This window comes from Halorubrum sp. Atlit-8R (assembly GCF_003666025.1).
GTDB classification, from domain to species: Archaea; Halobacteriota; Halobacteria; order Halobacteriales; family Haloferacaceae; genus Halorubrum; species Halorubrum salinarum.
Genome location: NZ_QPLV01000004.1, coordinates 79,531 through 99,547 on the forward strand (window position 1 = coordinate 79,531; position 20,017 = coordinate 99,547).

The window sequence follows — 20,017 nt, forward strand, 5'->3', positions numbered from 1 at the left end:
GAGTACGGACATATGGCAACGGGGATCGTCGGGGAGTTCCTCGATCTCAAGGCGGAGACGGACGCTGACGTCCTCGCGATGCAGTGCGGCGACTTCTACGAGTTCTTCGCGGACGACGCGGAGCTGGTCGCCGACGAGCTGGACCTCTCCATCTCGCAGAAGTCCTCCCACGGCTCGTCGTACCCGATGGCGGGCGTGCCGCTCTCGGAGCTGACGCCGTACGTGAACGCCTTGGTCGAGCGGGGCTACCGGGTCGCCGTCGCCGACCAGTACGAGACGGAGGGCGGCGACCACGCCCGCGAGGTCGTCCGCGTCGTCACGCCCGGGACGGTCCTGGAGACGAGCGACGACGACGCGCGCTACCTCGCGGCCGTCGTCCGGGAGGAGGACGCCGGCGGCGCGACGGACGCGGGAGACGCGGCCGACGGCCCCTACGGGCTCGCCTTCGCCGACGTGACGACGGGGCGGTTCCTCGCGACGACGGTCGAGGACGGCGGCGACCTGCGCGCCGAGCTCTACCGGTTCGACCCCGCGGAGGTGCTGCCCGGCCCGCGCGTCCGCAACGACGACGGCCTGCTCGGGGCGGTCCGCGAGGACCTCTCGGGGCGCGTGACCGCCTTCGACGCGGAGGCGTTCGCGGCGGGTCGCGCGAGACACGCGGTGCGCGAGCAGTTCGGCCGCGAGACGACCGACAGCGTCGGGCTGGACTCGGAGCTTGCGGTCCGCGCGGCGGGCGCGGTCCTGTCGTACGTCGAGGAGACGGGCGCGGGCGTGCTGGCGTCGATGACCCGCCTCACCGCCTACGGCGCCGACGACCGCGTCGACGTGGACGCGACCACTCAGCGCAACCTCGAGATCACGGAGACGATGCGGGGCGACGCCGACGGCTCGCTGTTCGACACCGTCGACCACACCGTCACCGCCGCCGGCGGGCGGCTGCTCCGCGAGTGGCTCACTCGCCCCCGGCGCGACCGCGAGACGCTCGCCGACCGCCTCGACGCCGTGGAGGCGCTGGCGTCCGCGGCGCTCGCCCGCGACCGGATCCGCGAGGTCCTCGGCGACGCCTACGACCTCGAACGGCTCGCGGCGCGCACGACGAGCGGAAGCGCGGGCGCGCGCGAACTCCTGTCCGTCCGCGACACGCTCGCGCTGCTGCCGGACCTCGCCGACGCGGTCGCCGACACCGCCCTCGCCGACTCGCCCGCGGCCGCCGTCCTCGACCGCGTCGACCGCGACCGCGCGGCCGCCCTCCGGGAGGAGCTCGCCGAGGCGCTCGCCGAGGACCCGCCGAAGGCGAAGACGGGCGGCGGACTGCTCAAGCGCGGCTACGACGACGAGCTCGACGAGCTGATCGAGCGCCACGAGTCGGTGAAGTCGTGGCTCGACGGGCTCGCGGAGCGCGAGAAGCGCCGGCACGGGCTCAGCCACGTCACCGTCGACCGCAACAAGACGGACGGCTACTACATCCAGGTCGGGAAGTCGGTGGCGGATCAGGTGCCGGAGGGCTATCGCGAGATCAAGACGCTGAAGAACTCGAAGCGGTTCGTCACCGACGAACTGGCCGAGAAGGAGCGGGAGGTCCTCCGCCTGGAGGAGGCCCGCGGCGACCTGGAGTACGAGCTGTTCGAGGAGCTTCGCGAGCGCGTCGCCGAGCGCGCCGAGCTGCTCCAGGACGCCGGGCGGGCGGTCGCGGAGCTGGACGCGCTCGCCTCGCTCGCGACCCACGCCGCCCGCAACGACTGGACGCGCCCGGAGCTGACCGCGGAGCGGCGGCTCGACGTGGAGGCCGGGCGCCACCCGGTCGTCGAGGGGACGACCGACTTCGTCCCGAACGACCTCCGGCTCGACGAGGAGCGCGGCTTCCTCATCGTCACCGGCCCGAACATGAGCGGGAAGTCGACGTACATGCGACAGGCCGCGCTGATCCAGCTGCTCGCGCAGGCGGGCTCGTTCGTCCCCGCCCGCGCGGCCGAGGTCGGGCTCGTGGACGGCATCTACACCCGCGTCGGCGCGCTCGACGAGCTGGCGCAGGGCCGGTCGACGTTCATGGTCGAGATGCAAGAGCTGTCGAACATCCTCCACTCCGCGACCGACGAGTCGCTCGTCATCCTCGACGAGGTGGGCCGCGGCACCGCCACCTACGACGGCATCTCCATCGCGTGGGCCGCCACCGAGTACCTCCACAACGAGGTGCGCGCGCGGACCCTCTTCGCCACCCACTACCACGAGCTGACGACGCTGGCGGACCACCTCCCGCGCGTCGCGAACGTCCACGTCGCCGTCGACGAGCGCGACGGCGAAGTGACCTTCCTCCGCACCGTCCGCGACGGCCCGACGAACCGCTCGTACGGGGTCCACGTCGCCGACCTCGCCGGCGTGCCGGACCCCGTCGTCTCCCGGGCTGACGAGGTCTTGGACCGGCTCCGCGAGGAGAAGGCCATCGAGGCCCGCGGCTCGCGGAGCGGGGGAGACGCCGCCGACGGGCCCCCCGGCGACGGCGAGACCCAGCAGGTCGTGTTCGACCTCTCGTCGGGGTCGTTCTCGGGCGGCGGCGACGCCGAGGAGGCGACCGCGGACGCCTCGGGCTCCGAGGCGGGTCGCAACGGATCGGCCTCCGGGTCCCAACCGACGGCCGCCGCCGAGTCGACGGCGACAGACGGCGCCGAGTCCGAGGGCTCCGCGGCCGCCGACGGCCTCGACCCCGAGACCCGCGCCGTGATCGAGGAGCTGAGCGAGGTCGACATCGCGGCGACCGCGCCGGTGGAGCTGCTCTCCCGCGTCCAGGAGTGGCAGGAGCGGCTGGAGTGAGGGCGCGTCTGACGTAAGAACTAATGTCTGACCTCGTCGTGTGGTGTGTATGGGCATCATGAGCAAGATCCTCGGCGGAAGTGGGAGCCGCTCCGTCGACGATTACGTCGAGCTCGACTCGGACGACTTCGCCGACGCGCACGCGGAGACGGGGACGCAGGTACACTTCGCCGAGATCGCCGACCAGAGCGACGTCATCCCGATCAAAGACGCCGTCTACGACGGCGACTTCGTCATCGCGGACATCACCCGCCACTCCACGTCGGACCGGACGATAGAACACGTCTACGACGAGCTCCGCCAGGTGGTCCAGGAGGTCGACGGCGACATCGTCCAGAAGGGCGACGACCAGATCATCGTCACCCCGACCGGCGTCAAGGTCTCGCGGCAGAAGCTGTAAGCGCCGCGCTCCGGCGATTTCTTCTCTCCGATTCTCCCGCAGCCACCCCTTTGCGGCCCGCACTCGCCCGTATCGGGCGAACCGTGTCATATATGCCGTTCTCCCGCCCACGTAGAGTCGAATGGACGAGCCGGTCCTCCTGACGGGCGCCGGCGGACGGGTGGGACAGGCCATCCTCCGCGGTCTCGGCGACGAGTACGACTGGCGGCTCCTCGACCGCGAGCCGCTCCCGGCCGCGAAGGTGCCCGACGGGGTCACCGACGCCGACCGGTACGTCGCCGACATCACCGACGAGCGCGCCGTCCGCGAGGCCGTCGCCGACGTCGGCGCGGTGATCCACCTCGCCGGCGATCCGCGGAAGACGGCGCCGTGGGACTCGGTCCTCCGGAACAACATCGACGGGACGCAGGTCGTGATGCGCGCCGCCGCCGAGGCCGGCGTCGAGAAGTTCACGTTCGCCTCCTCGAACCACGCCGTCGGCGGCTACGAGACGGCCGAGCGGACTCCGGACCTGTACCGCCCCGAGGACGACTACCGGCTCGACGGGAGCGAGCTGCCCCGCCCCGGCAACCTCTACGGGGTCTCGAAGGCGGCCGGCGAGTCGCTCGGTCGCTTCTACCACGACGAGTTCGACATGAGCGTCGTCTGCGTCCGCATCGGGAACCTCACCAAGGACCACCCGCCCCGCGAGTACGAGCGCGGGCAGGCGATGTGGCTCTCGCACCGCGACTGCGCGCACCTGTTCGACCGCTGTCTCCGCGCGGAGTACGGCTACGAGATCGTGTACGGCATCTCGGACAACGACCGCCGCTACTACTCCATCGAGCGCGCCCGCGAGGCGCTCGGCTACGACCCCGCCGACAACTCCGCCGACTACACCTTCGAGGGCGAGCCGAAGTCCGACCGCGACGCCGAGGCCGACGGCGACCGCTACGCGCCCGAGTCCTTCGCGCCGGACGCCGACCGCCCCGCCAACGAGTCGCCGGCCGAACCGAACTTCCCGGCCGATCCGGACGACGCCTGACCGGCCCGCCGCGCTCAGAACAGCCCGTCGACGTCGCGGCGCTTCCGCTCTTCTCGGTCGACGTGATCGCCGAGCCGCGCGGCCACCTGCGGCCGGGCGTCGGGCGTCCGGAGGTACGCGAACAGCAGCTCGGCGAACTCGGTCCGGCCCGTCCCGCGCTCCTCTCGGGCGAAGGCCGCCGCGGTCGCGAGCGTCTCCGGGTCGCCCGGCTCGCCCGCCGTCGCGAGCGCCGGCGCCGCGACCCCGGCCGCGGCGAGCGACAGCCCGTCGACCGTCGGCGCCTCGCCGTCGACGCGGATCCGCGGCGCGCTCGCGGGGTCCGCTCCTCCCGGATCGGCCGCGAGCCGGTCGACCCACTCCCGGACGGGAGCCAGCGCGACGTCCCGCGCGTCGGCGACGCCCCTCAGCGCCGCCGCGGCGTCGTCCGCCTCCGCCGCCGCGCCGGCGCGGTCGCCGTCGGCCGCGCGGTGCGTCGCCGCCGCGGTCGCGGCGAGCGCCCGGAGCAGTCGCTCGTCGGCGCCGTCGCGCTCGTTGTCGGGTCGTCGCCCCCGGTTCCAGGCGTCGCGCGCCGCGAGGAAGCGCCGCTCGTTGAACAGCGCGGCGCCGGCTCCGAGCGCGGCTGACGCGCCGGGCGCGTCGCGTGCGCCTCGATCCGGACCGCGGTGGCGGTCGGTCACGCCTCACGGTCGGCGACGGCGAATGATAAATGTCGAGTTCCGCGTCGGGAGGGCGGCGCGTCAGCAGGAGAGTGGAGGGCGGCACGTCAGCGGGGAATTGGAGGGCGGCGCGTCAGCGGGGAATTGGAGGGCGGCGCGTCAGCGGGGGGAGCGGGACCGGCCGCCGGATCAGGCCTCCCGGACGGCGCCGTTGTCGTCGGGCAGGCGGACCGTTCGGTCGACCGCGGCGGGGTAGCGCCGGTGGATCGCCGCGCCGGCGACGGCGCCGCAGAGGGCCGCCAGCGCGACGGCGGCCGCGGTCGGGAACGACAGGGCTGCCACCGTCGCGACCGGCAGCGCCGCGAAGGCGACCATCGCGCCGCGCGACGGGAGCGGTTCGGACGGGTGGGGGCCCGCGTTCGGGTCGGGGTGGGCGGTGCGTCTGGAGGGGGATCGGTCTGCGTTCATCGTCGGATGGGGTGTGGTGCGAGGCGGACGCCTCGCGGGTCGAGTCGGTTCGGCCGTCGAGAACGGCGGGACGCGCTACGAGTCGAGGCCGTCGCGTCGGCGAAGGGAGCGGCGGGGGGCTCGCCTCGGTGGACGAGCCGGCCGTCCCCGCGTCGGGGTCACGCGGCGACGGCGCCGAGGAGAGCGGCGACCGGCCCGCGGACCTTCCGGACGCTCCGGCGGGGGGCGAACGTCGGGATGGGGTCGCGGACGGTCATGGGTTCGACCCGGCGGTGGGGACCGACCGGGCGTGTCATCACCCAGAAACGGAACCGAGTTAATAGTTGCTCGTGTGTGTGACCCAATGCCGCGGCCGGCGGTCGCGGCCGACCGGCCGCCCCCCCGACCACCAGTACACTAACGAAGGCCGGGAGCGTATCGCCGGTAGCCGTGTCCAGTAGCCTGCTCCCGGTGATCGCGGTCGTCCTCGTCTCGGGGCTCGGGGTCCAGCTCCTCGCGCACCGGCTGCGGGTCCCCAGCGTCATCTTCTACCTCGCGATCGGGGTGCTGTTGGGGCCCGAGCTGCTGGGGCTGGTCACGCTGGAGACGTTCGGCGACGGCCTGGAGATCATCGTCGGGCTCAGCGTCGCGATCATCGTCTTCGAGGGGGCGTTCGCGCTCCGGATCGACCGGATCCGGCGCGCGTCGACGGCGTCGCTCCGGCTGGTGACCGTCAGCGCCCTCGTGATGTTCGTCGGGACCGCGGCCGCGGTCCGCGCCTTCACCGACGGCACGTGGGAGATCGCGCTGCTGATCGGCGCGCTGCTCGTGGCCACCGGCCCGACCGTCATCACGCCGATCCTCAACGTGGTCCGAGTGCGCGACCACGTCGCGACCGCCTTGGAGACGGAGGGGATCGTCAACGACGTGACGGCCGCGATCGTCGCGGTCGTCATCTTCGAGACGCTGCTGCTCGACGACCTCGGCGTCCCCGCGACGGTGGTCTCGTTCCTCCAGCGGTTCGGCGTCGGGGTCGCGGCGGGGCTGCTCGCCACGGTCGTCATCTACGCGCTGCTGGAGAGCGACCTCGTCCCCGAACGCGACGTGCAGGCGTCGCAGTTCCTCGTGCTCGCGGCCGCGATCGGGTCGTTCGCGGCCGCGGAGGCGGTCGCCGCGGAGGCGGGCATCGCGGCGGCCGCGACGAGCGGGATCCTCCTCGGGAACCTCGGGATCGACAACCGCGAGGAGATCGAGCGGTTCGCGCAGAACACCACCACGATCGTCTTATCGTTCGTGTTCATCTCGCTCGCGGCGCTGATCGACGTGGAGGCGATCGCCGGCCTCGGGCTCGGCGTGGTCGCGATCGTGGTCGTCGTCATGCTCGTCCTCCGGCCGCTGGGGGCGTTCATCGCGACGGCCGGCGTCGAGCGGTTCACCCGGCCCGAGCGGCTGTTCCTCGCGAGCGTCGGCCCGCGGGGTATCATCCCGGCAAGCGTGGCGACGCTGTTCGCCATCGAGCTGGAGCTGGCGGGCAGCGTCGCCGCCGGCGAACTGCTCGTCGGCACGGTGTTCGCGGTCATCTTCGCGACGGTCCTCGTGGAGGCGGGGCTCGCGCGGCAGATCGGAGAGTTCCTCGGAGTGTCACCAATGCGCACGATAATCATCGGCGGGGGTCGGGTCGGCCAGGCGCTCGCCACGCGACTGGAGAACAGGGGCGAGTACGTCGTGGTCGTCGAGACGGACCCCGACGTCGTCGAGCGCGCGCGCTCGGCCGGGTTCACCGTCTACGAGGGCGACGGCAGCGACACGGAGACGCTGCGCGAGGCCCACATCGAGGACGCCAAGCGGTTCATCACGACGACGGCCGACGACGACATCAACCTCCTCGCCTGTCAGCTCGCGATCACTAAGTTCGATGTCGAGTCCGTCTACTCTCGCGTGAACGACCCGGACAACGTCGACGCCTTCGACAGCATCGGCGTCACCGGCATCGACGCCACGACCGCGACCGCGGTCGCCATCGACGACGAGATCGAGCGGCCCGCGCTCACCCACTGGATGAACGAGCTCGGCGACAGCCACGACGTTCAGGAGGTGGAGGTGACCTCCGAGACGCTCGCGGGGCAGAGCATCCGCGACCTCAACGCGCAGATCCCCGACGGCACCTTCGTCGCCGTGGTCAGCCGCGACGGCGAGAACCGCGTCCCCTCGGCGGACAGCGTCGTCGAGATGGGCGACCACCTGACGTTCATCGGCGACACCGACGGGGTCCGCCGCGCGATGGAGCGCTTCCACCCACACGACTAAGACGCACATTACGGCGTTCGAACCGTTCACCGTGGGGGAACTGCGGCTGATGACCTGACGCTGAGTCATTTAGAAGCCGTACCAAGGAGGCGTCCTGACGGAGTCCTGCGCGAGCGAAGCGAGCGCAGGGCACGTCAGGACCGAACGCAGCGGCTGCCGAGCGAAGCGAGGCAGCCGCAAAGTGAGCGTCCTGACGGAGATTTGAACTCCGGTCCCTGGCTCCGCAAGCCAAGAGGATAGTCCACTACCCTACCAGGACTCATCTCTACGTATCGCGGTAGAACTTAAGACGGTTACGGTCCGGCGGCCGCGTGCCCCCGGTCCGCACGGACGCTCCGGGCGGGATGAACACCTTTTGTATCGACGGGCACCATGAACCGCTATGCGACGCCTTCGAGCCGCGACCGCGACCCGCGCCGGTCGCCCCGCCGACCGGCCGGGAGCCGGCGCGAACCCCGGGCAACGGCAACGCTTATGCGTGACCTCGCCGACCACGGAGGGACGAGTATGGGAGCCATAGAAGAGGTGTACGAGGACCTCGACACCGAGGTCGAGTTCGAGGAGTTCGAGGCCGCGGTCGAGGACAAGGTCGAGCAGATGGGCGGGCTCGCCGACGAGGAGACCGCCGCGATGCTCATCGCGCACGAGCTGCGCGACGAGGAGGCCGACACCATCGCCGACATCGAGCCGGGGATGAACGAGGTGAAGTTCCTCGGGAAGGTGACCGCCATCGGCGAGGTCCGGACCTTCGAGCGCGACGACGACGAGGCCGAGGAGGGCCGGGTGTGTAACGTCGACGTCGCGGACGCCTCCGGCTCCGTCCGGGTCGCGTTGTGGGACGACATGGCCGCGGCGGCCGAGGAGGAGCTCGAGGTCGGGCAGGTCCTCCGCGTCATGGGCCGCCCCAAGGAGGGGTACAGCGGGCTCGAAGTGAGCGCGGACAAGGTCGAACCGGACGAGGACGCCGAGGTCGACGTCCAGGTGCTCGACACCTACCGCGTCGAGGACCTCACGCTCGGCGCGTCCGACGTCGACCTCGTCGGCCAGGTGCTCGACACCGACTCGATCCGGACGTTCGACCGCGACGACGGCAGCGAGGGGCGCGTGGCGAACCTCACCGTCGGCGACGAGACGGGGCGCGTCCGCGTCACGCTGTGGGACGGGAAGGCCGACCTCGCCGAGGAGTTCGACCCCGGCGAGGTCGTCGAGGTCGGCGACGGCTACGTCCGCGAGCGCGACGGCGACTTGGAGCTCCACGTCGGCGACCGCGGGACCGTCGAGCGCGTCGACGAGGACGTCGAGTACGTCCCGGAGACGACCGACATCGCCGACCTCGAGATCGGACAGACCGTCGACGTCGGCGGCGGCGTCATCGAGACGGACCCGAAACGGACGTTCGACCGCGACGACGGCAGCGAGGGGCAGGTCCGCAACGTCCGGATCAAAGACGAGACGGGCGAGATCCGCGTCGCGCTGTGGGGCGACAAGGCCGACCGCGAGATCGAACTGGCCGACCGCGTCGTCTTCACCGACGTGGAGATCCAGGACGGCTGGCAGGACGACCTGGAGGCGTCCGCGAACTGGCGCTCGACCGTCACCGTCCTCGAGGGAGAGGGCGACGCGGCGGACGCCGCCGGGGGCGGACGCTCGGGCGGCGACCGCGACGCCGACGAGACCGGGCTCGGCGCCTTCGCCGAGGACGGACAGAAGGCGGCCGCGGAGGCCGTCGCCGGCGAGGGCGGCGAAGACGAGGCGGGCAGCGCGGGCGGCGCCGCGGCCGCGACGGCGGAGCAGTCGGGCGAGGCGGTGGAGTTCACCGGGACGGTCGTCCAGACGGGCGACCCGGTCGTCCTCGACGACGGCCAGCGGACGAAGACGGTCGAGACCGACGCGAGCCTCCGCCTCGGCGAGGAGATAACCGTTCGGGGGCCGGAGCGGGACGGTACCATCGACGCCGACGAGGTCTTCTGACGCTTCCGGCTCCCCTCCGGAACCGGCGGCCACGCGGGTAACGGAAAGCGTTATACGATACACGGACGCGACTGTGTGTATGAGTGTCGAGTTGCCGTTCGCGCCGGTCGACGGGATCATCCGGCGGAACGCGGGGGAACTCCGCGTCAGCGCGGACGCCGCCGAGGAGCTCGCGCGACGGATCCAGTCGCACGGCGCGGAGCTGGCCGTCGACGCGGCCGAGCGGGCGACCGCGGACGGTCGGAAAACGCTGATGGCGGCCGACTTCGGGGTCGAGCAGGTCGTCAGCCGCGAGGACCTCACGCTGCCGGTCGCGCCCATCGACCGGATCGCTCGGCTCCGGATCGACGACCGGTACCGCGTGGGCGTCGACGCGCGGGTCGCGCTGGCCGACATCCTAGAGGACTACGCGGACAACGTCGCGAGCGCGGCCGCGACGCTGGCCCGCCACGCGGACCGACGGACGGTACAGGCCGAGGACATCGAGACGTACTTCGCGCTGTTCGAGTAGATGCGGTTCGGCTACAGCGAGCGGTGCCTCGACCACGACACCGGCGAACGACACCCGGAGAACCCGGACAGGCTCCGCGCGATCCGCCGCGGGCTCGCCAAGCGCCACGGCGTCGAGTACGTCGAGGCCGACCCCGCCGAGAAGGCGGCGGTCACGGCGGTCCACGACGCCGCGTACGTCGACGAGCTCGAGTCGTTCGTGGCGGACGGCGGCGGGAGCTGGGACCCCGACACCGTCGCCAGCGACGGGACGTGGGACGCCGCGCTCACCTCCGCCGGCCTCGCCCAGTGGGCGGCCCGCGCGGCGCTCGACGGCTCGACCGGCCGACAGACGCCGTTCGCGCTCGGCCGCCCCCCGGGCCACCACGCGGTCACCGACGACGCGATGGGGTTCTGCTTCTTCAACAACGCGGCCGTCGCGGCCCAGACTGCGCTCGACGAGGACCTCGCGGACCGCGTCGCGATCTTCGACTGGGACGTCCACCACGGCAACGGGACGCAGGACATCTTCTACGACCGCGGCGACGTCTTCTACGCGTCGCTCCACGAGGACGGCCTCTACCCCGACACCGGCGACCTCGACGAGACCGGCGAGGGGGACGGCGAGGGGGCGACCGCGAACCTCCCGCTGGCGGCCGGCGCCGGCGACGCCGACTACCTCTACGCCGTCGACGAGGCGATCGCGCCCGCCGTCGACCGGTTCGACCCCGACCTGCTGATCGTCTCCGCGGGCTTCGACGCGCACCGCCACGACCCCATCTCGCGGATGCGCGTCTCCTCGGAGGGGTACGCGCTGTTAACCGACCGGATCCGGACGCTCGCCGAGAACGTCGGCGCTGCGGACGCGTACGTGCTGGAGGGCGGCTACGGGCTCGACACCCTCGCCGAGGGCGTCTCGATGGTCCACGAGACGTACGACGGGCGGCCGCCCGTCGACACCGACGAGGATCCCGACGCCAAGACGGAGTCGCTCGTCGATGACCTCCGGGCGGAACTGGGTCTGTAGGGCGCGGGGAGTCGCTTCGCTCTTTGGTTCAAATCTCTTGGCGTGTCGCTGCCGCAGTACTCGCTCGTCGCTGGCGCTCCTCGCTCGTAGTCGGCGTCGACAGAACGCCCGGAGCGGGATTTGAACCTCGGTCGTTCCGCTCGCTACGCTCGCTCCACTCCCTGCTTCAAATCCCTTCGATGGTTTCTGCTGTCGCGGTACTCGCTCGTCGCTACCGCTCCTCGCTCGTTGTTGCGACAGCAGAAACGCCCGGAGCGGGATTTGAACCCGCGTCACGACCGTGACAGGGTCGTATGATGGGCCACTACACCATCCGGGCAGACAGCGACAGCGCCCCGAAACGTGGGGACGCCCGGAGCGGGATTTGAACCCGCGTCACGACCGTGACAGGGTCGTATGATGGGCCACTACACCATCCGGGCTTGTCGCATCAGTTCGTATCCCTGTCTGGCAAATAAGGCTTGTCATCCCTGACGGGAGTGCGGGTGGGTGACAGGGAATTGCGGCTCGCGGGCCGCGACGTTGGAGGCCCGATCGGGGTCGCGGCCGGTATGCTTTTGTGCCGACCGCGCGTGTGTGGGAGTGTCGCCCGCCCCGCGACCGTGAGCCGTGCGCGGCGCGCTTGGTAACTCTTATGCCGCTGGCGTATATACGCAACTGTAGTATCTCGTGATAGCTTCTCCCCACCACCAGCACCCATGGTAGACGTAAGCCAACACGAACTCGTCCCGGACCACGTTCTCCTCGACGACCCCGAGGAGGTCGAGGAGGTCCTGGCGGAGTACGACGTGAAGAAAACGAATTTACCGAAGATCAAACGCACAGACCCCGCGCTCCCCGACGAGGCCGAAGTCGGTGACGTGGTGAAGATCGTCCGCGACTCCCGCACGACCGACGAGGCGGTCGTGTACCGACTGGTCGTCTCATGAACAGGCAAGACCGACGCGTGGTTTCACGCGAGTACTTCTCGGACGAACGGCTCGCCGAACACCACTTCCGCTCGTTCAACAACTTCCTGGACCGCGGCATGCAGGAAGTGGTCGACGAGAAGGAGACGATCGAGACGGACATCGGCGACAAGGAGGGCCAGGAACCGGTGTACGTCGAGCTCGGCGACGTGCGGATGGTCACCCCGCGCGTCCGCGAGGCCGACGGCTCCGAGGAGCTGCTCTACCCCCAGGAGGCGCGCCTCCGTAACATCACCTACTCGGCGCCCGTGTTCATGGAGATGTCCATCGTGCGCGGCGGCGAGGACGAGCCCGAACAGGTCGTCGACACGACCGAGACCAAGGTCGGCCGGATGCCGATCATGGTCGGCTCGGACAAGTGTAACATGGCGGGCTTCTCCGACGAGGAGCTCATCGACATCGGCGAGGACCCAGTCGACCCCGGCGGCTACTTCATCGTCAACGGCTCCGAGCGCGTGCTGATGACCTCGGAGGACCTGGCGCCGAACAAGATCCTCGCGGAGTACGACTCGAAGTACGGCGACGAGATCCAGGTCGCGAAGACGTTCTCCCAGCGCCGCGGGTACCGCGCGCTGGTCCTCTGTGAGCGCAACCGCGAGGGGCTGCTCGAAGTGTCGTTCCCCTCCGTCTCCGGCTCCATCGACTTCGTGACGCTGGTCCGCGCCCTCGGGCTCGAATCCGACGAGGAGATCGTCCACCGCGTCTCGGACGACCCCGAGATCGTGAAGTTCATGCTGGAGAACTTAGAGGAGGCCTCGGTCCAGACGACCGAGGAGGCCATCGAGACCCTCGGCGAGCGCGTCGCCTCCGGCCAGGGGAAGAACTACCAGCTCAAGCGGGCGAACTACGTCATCGACCGCTACCTGCTCCCGCACCTCCACGAGGAGGGCGTCGACGAGGAGGACGTGCGGATCAACAAGGCGTACTACCTCTGCCGGATGGCCGAGGCGTGCTTCGAGCTCGCCTTAGACCGCCGGGAGGCCGACGACAAGGACCACTACGCGAACAAGCGCCTGAAGGTCTCCGGCGACCTGATGCGCGACCTGTTCCGCACCGCCCTGAACAAGCTGGCGCGCGACGTGAAGTACCAGCTCGAACGCGCGAACATGCGGAACCGGCAGCTCACGGTCAACACGGTCGTCCGCTCGGACGTGCTGACCGAGCGGCTCGAACACCCGATCGCGACGGGCAACTGGGTCGGCGGCCGCTCGGGCGTCTCCCAGCTCGTCGACCGGACGGACTACATGGGCGTGCTCTCGCACCTGCGGCGCCTCCGCTCGCCGCTGTCGCGGTCGCAGCCGCACTTCGAGGCGCGGGACCTCCACGCGACCCAGTGGGGTCGCATCTGTCCCTCCGAGACGCCGGAGGGGCCGAACTGCGGGCTCGTGAAGAACTTCGCGCAGGCGATGGAGCTGTCACAGACGGTCGAGGACGAACAGGGGCTGAAACGAGAACTGGCGTCGATGGGTGTCGAGGGGATCCCCGGCATCGAGGGCGTCGACCGACAGACGGCGGACGACTGATCATGGCACAAGCAGAACGCGAAGCGAAGGTGTACGTCAACGGGAGCCTCGTGGGCACCCACGAGAACCCCCACGAGCTCGCGGAACAGATCCGCGAGGCGCGCCGCCGGGGCGACGTCTCGGAGATGGTGAACGTCTCGGTCAAAGACCGGACCCGCGAGGTCATCGTCAACGCCGACGCGGGGCGGGCGCGGCGCCCGCTCATCGTCGTCGAGAACGGCGAGCCCCTCCTCGGCGACGAGGAGATCGAGGCCCTCGAACGCGGCGACGTCGAGTTCGAGGACCTCGTCGAGCGCGGCTACGTCGAGTTCATCGACGCCGAGGAGGAGGAGGACATCCTCGTCGCCGTCGACGAGGAGGACGTGACCGAGGACCACACGCACCTCGAGATCGACCCGCAGCTCGTCTTCGGCATCGGCGCCGGCATGATCCCCTACCCCGAGCACAACGCCTCGCCCCGGATTACCATGGGCGCGGGGATGATGAAGCAGTCGCTCGGGCTCCCCTCGGCGAACTACCGGATCCGGCCGGACACGCGCCAGCACCTCCTCCACTACCCGCAGCTGGCGATGGTGAAGACGCAGACCTCCGACCAGATCAGCTTCGACGAGCGGCCGGCGGCGCAGAACTTCGTCGTCGCCGTGATGTCCTACGAGGGGTTCAACATCGAGGACGCGCTGGTGATGAACCAGGGCTCCGTCGACCGCGCGCTCACCCGCTCGCACTTCTTCCGGACCTACGAGGGCGAGGAGCGCCGCTACCCCGGCGGTCAGGAGGACCGCTTCGAGATCCCGGACCAGGACGTGCGCGGCGCCCGCGGCGAGGACGCCTACACGCACCTCGACGAGGACGGCCTCGTCAACCCGGAGACGAAGGTCGACGAGTCCTCCGTCCTGCTCGGCAAGACCAGCCCGCCGCGCTTCCTCGAGGAGCCCGACGACATGGGCGGGCTCTCCCCGCAGAAGCGCCGGGAGACCTCGGTGACGATGCGCTCGGGCGAGTCGGGCGTCGTCGACACCGTGACGCTGATGGAGGGCGAGGACGGCTCCAAGCTCTCGAAGGTGAAGGTGCGCGACCAGCGGGTCCCCGAGCTCGGGGACAAGTTCGCGTCCCGACACGGGCAGAAGGGCGTCGTGGGCCACCTCGCGCCCCAGGAGGACATGCCGTTCACCGAGGAGGGGGTCGTCCCCGACCTCGTGATGAACCCGCACGCGCTGCCGTCGCGGATGACGGTCGGCCACGTGCTGGAGATGCTCGGCGGCAAGGTCGGCTCGCTGCGCGGCTCGCGGGTCGACGGCACGCCGTTCCAGGGCGAAGACGAGGAGGAGCTCCGCGACCAGCTCGAGGAGTACGGCTTCAAGTCCTCCGGCAAGGAGGTCATGTACTCCGGCGTCACCGGCGAGAAGATCGACGCCGAGATCTTCGTCGGGACGATCTTCTACCACAAGCTGTACCACATGGTGTCGAACAAGCTCCACGCCCGCTCGCGCGGGCCGGTCCAGGTGCTCACGCGCCAGCCGACCGAGGGGCGCGCCCGCGAGGGCGGCCTGCGCGTCGGGGAGATGGAGCGCGACACGATCATCGGCCACGGCGCGTCGATGGTGCTCAACGAGCGGCTGCTGGAGTCTTCCGACGCCGAGACGGTCCACGTCTCCGCGGAGACCGGGCTCGTCGCCGTCGAGGACCGAGAGCAGCGCCGCGTGTACGACCCGGTCACGGGCGACGAGGACGACATCCACGAGCTGGAGGTCAGCTACGCGTTCAAGCTCCTGCTCGACGAGATGATCGCCCTCGGCATCCGACCGAAACTCGAACTGGAGGACGCGATTTAGATGTCAACGCAAACACCGAAAGTGCTCGGCGGGATCGACTTCGGCCTCATGGACCCGGAGACGTACCGGGACATGTCCGCGACGAAGGTGATCACGGCCGACACGTACGACGACGACGGCTATCCGATCGACATGGGGCTGATGGACCCGCGACTGGGCGTCATCGACCCCGGCCTGGAGTGCCGCACCTGCGGGTCCCACTCCGGCTCCTGTAACGGCCACTTCGGCCACATCGAGCTGGCCGCCCCCGTCATCCACGTGGGCTTCACGAAGCTCATCCGGCGGCTGCTCCGCTCGACGTGCCGCGAGTGCGGGCGGCTCGCCCTGGACGACGCGCAGCGCGACGAGTTCCGCGACCGCTACGAGCGGGCGAAGGAGCTCGGCGACGACGAGCACGACGTGCTGAAGGCGGCCGTCCGGCAGGCCCGGAAGGCGTCGACCTGCCCGTTCTGCGGCGAGCCGCAGGCGGACATCAAACACGAGAAGCCGACCACCTACTACGAGGTCCAGGACGTGCTCTCGGGCGACTACTCCGAGCGCATCGCGGCGGCGATGCAGCCCGACGAGGAGGAGGACGACCCGGGCACCTCCCCGCAGGAGCTCGCCGACGCGACCGACATCGCCCTCGACCGGATCAACGAGATCATGGCCGGCGAGTTCCGCCCGCGCAAGGAGGACCGCCGCGCCATCGAGAAGGCGTTAGACGTCGACCTCACCGAGGAGGACATGAACAAGCTGATGCCCTCGGACATCCGCGACTGGTTCGAGGACATCCCGGACGAGGACCTCGAGGTGCTCGGCATCGACGCCGAACACTCCCGGCCGGAGTGGATGATCCTGACGGTGCTGCCGGTGCCGCCGGTGACCACCCGTCCCTCGATCACGCTGGACAACGGTCAGCGCTCCGAGGACGACCTCACCCACAAGCTGGTCGACATCATCCGGATCAACCAGCGGTTCATGGAGAACCGCGAGGCCGGCGCCCCGCAGCTGATCATCGAGGACCTCTGGGAGCTCCTCCAGTACCACGTCACCACGTTCGTCGACAACGAGATCAGCGGGACGCCGCCGGCGCGACACCGCTCCGGACGCCCGCTGAAGACCCTCAGCCAGCGGCTGAAGGGCAAGGAGGGCCGCTTCCGCGGCTCGCTGTCCGGCAAGCGCGTCAACTTCTCCGCCCGGACCGTCATCTCGCCCGACCCGACGCTCTCGCTTAACGAGGTCGGCGTGCCCGACCGCGTGGCCAAGGAGATGACGCAGACGCTCAACGTCACCGAGCGCAACGTCGAGGAGGCGCGGCAGTACGTCCGGAACGGGCCCGAGGCCCACCCCGGCGCGAACTACGTGCGCCGCCCCGACGGCCGCCGCCTGAAGGTGACCGAGAAGAACTGCGAGGAGCTCGCCGAGAAGGTCGAGGCCGACTGGGAAGTGAACCGCCACCTCGTGGACGGCGACATCGTGATCTTCAACCGGCAGCCCTCGCTGCACCGGATGTCCATCATGGCCCACGAGGTCGTGGTGATGCCGTACAAGACGTTCCGGCTCAACACCGTCGTCTGTCCGCCGTACAACGCCGACTTCGACGGCGACGAGATGAACATGCACGCGCTGCAAAACGAGGAGGCCCGCGCCGAGGCCCGCGTCCTCATGCGCGTCCAAGAGCAGATCCTCTCGCCCCGCTTCGGCGGGAACATCATCGGCGCCATCCAGGACCACATCTCCGGCACCTACCTGCTCACCCACTCGAACCCCGAGTTCACGGAGACGCAGGCGCTGGACCTGCTCCGCGCGACGCGCGTGGACGAGCTGCCCGAGGCCGACGGCGTCGACGACGACGGCCGCGAGTTCTGGACCGGCCGCACGCTGTTCTCGGAGCTGCTCCCGGACGACTTGGACCTCTCCTTTACCTCCTCGGCCGGCGACGAGGTCGTCATCGAGGGCGGCCAGCTGATCGAGGGCACCATCGACGAGGACGCGGTCGGCGCGTTCGGCGGCGAGGTCGTCGACACGCTCACGAAGGAGTACGGCGAGACCCGCGCCCGCGTGTTCATCAACGAGATCGCGTCGCTGGCGATGCGCGCGATCATGAACTTCGGGTTCTCGATCGGGATCGACGACGAGTCGATCCCGCCGGAGGCCGAAGAGCAGGTCGACGACGCCATCGAGAGCGCCTACGACCGCGTCCAGGAGCTCATCGAGACGTACGAGGCCGGCGAGCTGGAGTCGCTCCCGGGCCGCGGCGTCGACGAGACCCTGGAGATGAAGATCATGCAGACGCTCGGGAAGGCCCGCGACTCGGCCGGCGAGATCGCCGACCAGCACTTCGGCGACGACAACCCGGCGGTCGTGATGGCCCGCTCCGGCGCCCGCGGTTCGATGCTGAACCTGACGCAGATGGCCGGCTCGGTCGGCCAGCAGGCGGTCCGCGGCGAGCGGATCAACCGCGGCTACGAGGACCGGACGCTCTCGCATTACCGGCCGAACGACCTCTCCTCGGAGGCCCACGGCTTCGTGGAGAACTCCTACCGCGGCGGGCTCACGCCCCAGGAGTTCTTCTTCCACGCGATGGGCGGCCGCGAGGGGCTCGTCGACACGGCGGTCCGGACCTCCAAGTCCGGCTACCTCCAGCGCCGGCTCATCAACGCGCTCTCCGAACTGGAGGCGCAGTACGACGGCACGGTCCGGGACACCTCGGGCCGGATCGTCCAGTTCGAGTTCGGCGAGGACGGCACCTCGCCGGTGAAGGTCTCCTCCGGCGAGGAGGACGGCATCGACGTCGAGGGGATCGTCGACCGCGTGGTCGACGCGGAGTTCGCCTCCGACGAGGAGAAAGAGCGGTTCCTCGGCGAGCGCGAGCCGCCGACGAACCTCTCGGAGCACGCCGGGCCGGGGCTGAACAAGGCCGGCGGGCCGGGGGTGGAGTCCGATGACTGAGTACGACGGCGTCACCGACGACATGGAGGCGGTCGTGGAGGCGACCGAGCTCCCCCGTCGGCTCAAGACGAAGGTGTACGAGGCCATCGACCGGAAGGCCGAGGAGGCCGGCGAGGTCACCATCGAGCAGGCAACCGACATCGTCGACGGCGTCGTGAACCGCTACGAGCAGACGCGGGTCGACCCCCTCGACCCCGTCGGGACGGTCTCGGCGCAGTCGATCGGCGAGCCCGGGACGCAGATGACGATGAACACGTTCCACTACGCGGGCGTCGCGGAGATCGACGTCACGCAGGGGCTCCCCCGGCTCATCGAGCTGGTGGACGCCCGGAAGACGCCGGACACGCCGATGATGACGGTCCACCTCGACGGCGAGTACGCGACCGACCGCGAGAAGGCCCACGAGGTCGTCTGGTCGATCGAGGCGACGCGCATCCTCGCGCTCGGCGACGTGTCGACGAACGTCGCCGACATGCTGGTCCGGATCGACTTGAACGACGACACCCTCCTCGAGCGGTGGCCCACCCACTCCGACGCGACGGAGGTCGCGGAGATCATCGCCGAGACGATCGAGGACTCGCTCGGCGTCGAGACCCGACAGGCCGGCACGGTCATCGAGTTCGGCCCCAACGAGCCGAGCTACCGCGAGCTGCTCCAGCTCGTCGAGCGGCTCCGGGAGATCGTGTTCAAGGGCATCGAGGAGATCGAGCGGGTCGTCATCCGCAAAGAGGAGATCGACGGCGACGAGGAGTTCGTCCTCTACACCGAGGGGTCGGCGTTCGGCGACACCCTCGACATCGAGGGCGTCGACGCCTCGCGGACGACGTGTAACAACATCCACGAGATCTACCGGAACCTCGGGGTCGAGGCGGCCCGCGAGACGATCATCGACGAGACGAAGAACACGCTCGAAGAGCAGGGGCTCGACGACGTGAACGTCCGCCACCTCATGCTCGTCGCCGACATCATGACGAACAACGGCGAGATCGAGTCGATCGGCCGGCACGGCATCTCCGGCAACAAGGACTCGGTCCTCGCGCGCGCGGCGTTCGAGGTGACGGTCAACCACCTGCTCGACGCCGCGATCCACGGCGAGTACGACGACCTCGACGGCGTCATCGAGAACGTCATCGCCGGCAAGCCCATCTCGATGGGGACCGGCGACGTCGACCTCCGGATGGGGTCGCGCGTCGTGAGCGACGACTAATGTACGTCGAGCTCTCCGACGAGGCGCGGCGGTACATCGGTCGGTTCGACGAGCTGACCGGGGTCACGCCGACCGACTGCCTCGTGGAGGGCGACCGGCTCGTGTTCGTGGTCCCGGCCGGCGAGATGGCGGCCGCGATCGGTCAGGGCGGCGAGACCGTCGCGGAGGCCGAACGGCGGCTCGACAAGTCGATCGAACTGGTCGAGGACGCGGACACCGCCGAGGCGTTCGTCGCCAGCACGCTCGCGCCGGCGGCCGTCAACGCCGTCACCATCTCCGAGCAGAACGACCGCGTGGCGTACGTCGAGGTCCCGGAGGCGGACCGCGGCGTCGCCATCGGCGCGGACGGCGCGAACATCGAGACCGCCCGCCGGCTCGCGGAGCGGCACTACGACGTCGACGACGTGCAGCTGACCTGACGGCG

General features: G+C 70.2%; 15 protein-coding genes and 3 tRNA genes. 13 read left to right on the forward strand and 5 right to left on the reverse strand.

The features are described from left to right. The first annotated feature begins 12 nt into the window (after positions 1-12). From mutS to azf, 3 genes are all read left to right on the forward strand, one after another. Positions 13-2,808 (forward strand): DNA mismatch repair protein MutS, encoded by a 2,796-nt coding sequence (gene mutS / locus DVK05_RS11430; protein ID WP_121563470.1) that lies wholly within the window; start codon positions 13-15, stop codon positions 2,806-2,808. A gap of 49 nt (positions 2,809-2,857) precedes the next feature. Beyond that, positions 2,858-3,208: a cell division protein SepF gene (gene sepF, locus DVK05_RS11435; protein WP_121563471.1), complete on the forward strand. Its 351-nt coding sequence runs from the start codon at positions 2,858-2,860 to the stop codon at positions 3,206-3,208. A gap of 121 nt (positions 3,209-3,329) precedes the next feature. Then, complete coding sequence (azf, locus tag DVK05_RS11440; RefSeq protein ID WP_121563472.1) at positions 3,330-4,232, forward strand: NAD-dependent glucose-6-phosphate dehydrogenase Azf; 903 nt, start codon at positions 3,330-3,332, stop codon at positions 4,230-4,232. A 14-nt stretch (positions 4,233-4,246) separates the two neighbouring features. On the opposite strand, the gene DVK05_RS11445 is transcribed toward azf, so the two are convergent. Further along, positions 4,247-4,909, reverse strand: a complete 663-nt coding sequence (locus DVK05_RS11445) for a hypothetical protein (RefSeq protein WP_121563473.1) — start codon at positions 4,907-4,909, stop codon at positions 4,247-4,249. Positions 4,910-5,077: 168 nt separating this feature from the next. Continuing rightward, entirely contained in the window at positions 5,078-5,356 is a 279-nt protein-coding gene (locus DVK05_RS11450) for a hypothetical protein (protein ID WP_233559366.1), read from the reverse strand. Between the two features lie 450 nt (positions 5,357-5,806). Between DVK05_RS11450 and DVK05_RS11455 the strand changes: the two genes are divergently transcribed. Beyond that, positions 5,807-7,642: a cation:proton antiporter gene (locus DVK05_RS11455; protein WP_121563475.1), complete on the forward strand. Its 1,836-nt coding sequence runs from the start codon at positions 5,807-5,809 to the stop codon at positions 7,640-7,642. A 186-nt stretch (positions 7,643-7,828) separates the two neighbouring features. Here DVK05_RS11455 and DVK05_RS11460 read toward each other — a convergent pair. Beyond that, positions 7,829-7,901 (reverse strand) — tRNA-Arg (locus DVK05_RS11460). A gap of 248 nt (positions 7,902-8,149) precedes the next feature. On the opposite strand from DVK05_RS11460, the gene DVK05_RS11465 reads away from it, so the two are divergent. The 3 genes from DVK05_RS11465 (at position 8,150) to DVK05_RS11475 (ending at position 11,129) form a co-directional block, all read left to right on the forward strand. Continuing rightward, positions 8,150-9,613: a single-stranded DNA binding protein gene (locus tag DVK05_RS11465; protein ID WP_199712320.1), complete on the forward strand. Its 1,464-nt coding sequence runs from the start codon at positions 8,150-8,152 to the stop codon at positions 9,611-9,613. Positions 9,614-9,692: 79 nt separating this feature from the next. After that, positions 9,693-10,124 (forward strand): histone family protein, encoded by a 432-nt coding sequence (locus DVK05_RS11470; protein WP_004599099.1) that lies wholly within the window; start codon positions 9,693-9,695, stop codon positions 10,122-10,124. Beyond that, the gene (locus DVK05_RS11475; RefSeq protein WP_121563477.1) at positions 10,125-11,129 is read left to right on the forward strand and encodes a histone deacetylase; all 1,005 of its coding nucleotides are present in this window, start codon (positions 10,125-10,127) and stop codon (positions 11,127-11,129) included. A gap of 246 nt (positions 11,130-11,375) precedes the next feature. Here DVK05_RS11475 and DVK05_RS11480 read toward each other — a convergent pair. Together DVK05_RS11480 and DVK05_RS11485 are read right to left on the reverse strand one after the other, a co-directional pair. Next, positions 11,376-11,448 (reverse strand) — tRNA-Asp (locus tag DVK05_RS11480). Positions 11,449-11,478: 30 nt separating this feature from the next. Beyond that, a tRNA-Asp gene (locus tag DVK05_RS11485) sits at positions 11,479-11,551 on the reverse strand. Between the two features lie 276 nt (positions 11,552-11,827). Here DVK05_RS11485 and DVK05_RS11490 point away from each other — a divergent pair. From DVK05_RS11490 to DVK05_RS11515, 6 genes are read left to right on the forward strand one after another with little or no spacing between them, the layout of a single operon-like run. Next, entirely contained in the window at positions 11,828-12,058 is a 231-nt protein-coding gene (locus tag DVK05_RS11490) for a DNA-directed RNA polymerase subunit H (protein WP_004599097.1), read from the forward strand. Further along, on the forward strand, positions 12,055-13,620 hold the full coding sequence (locus DVK05_RS11495) for a DNA-directed RNA polymerase subunit B'' (RefSeq protein WP_053770171.1): 1,566 nt from the start codon (positions 12,055-12,057) through the stop codon (positions 13,618-13,620). The genes DVK05_RS11490 and DVK05_RS11495 overlap by 4 nt, the downstream gene beginning before the upstream one ends. A 2-nt stretch (positions 13,621-13,622) precedes the next feature. Beyond that, positions 13,623-15,452, forward strand: a complete 1,830-nt coding sequence (rpoB, locus tag DVK05_RS11500; protein ID WP_053770170.1) for a DNA-directed RNA polymerase subunit B — start codon at positions 13,623-13,625, stop codon at positions 15,450-15,452. Then, complete coding sequence (locus DVK05_RS11505; RefSeq protein WP_199241197.1) at positions 15,453-18,386, forward strand: DNA-directed RNA polymerase subunit A'; 2,934 nt, start codon at positions 15,453-15,455, stop codon at positions 18,384-18,386. It abuts the gene before it with no gap. After that, on the forward strand, positions 18,379-19,593 hold the full coding sequence (gene rpoA2, locus DVK05_RS11510; RefSeq protein ID WP_121563479.1) for a DNA-directed RNA polymerase subunit A'': 1,215 nt from the start codon (positions 18,379-18,381) through the stop codon (positions 19,591-19,593). The genes DVK05_RS11505 and rpoA2 overlap by 8 nt, the downstream gene beginning before the upstream one ends. Then, positions 19,593-20,012: a NusA-like transcription termination signal-binding factor gene (locus DVK05_RS11515; protein ID WP_121563480.1), complete on the forward strand. Its 420-nt coding sequence runs from the start codon at positions 19,593-19,595 to the stop codon at positions 20,010-20,012. The genes rpoA2 and DVK05_RS11515 overlap by 1 nt, the downstream gene beginning before the upstream one ends. The last annotated feature ends 5 nt before the right edge of the window (positions 20,013-20,017 follow it).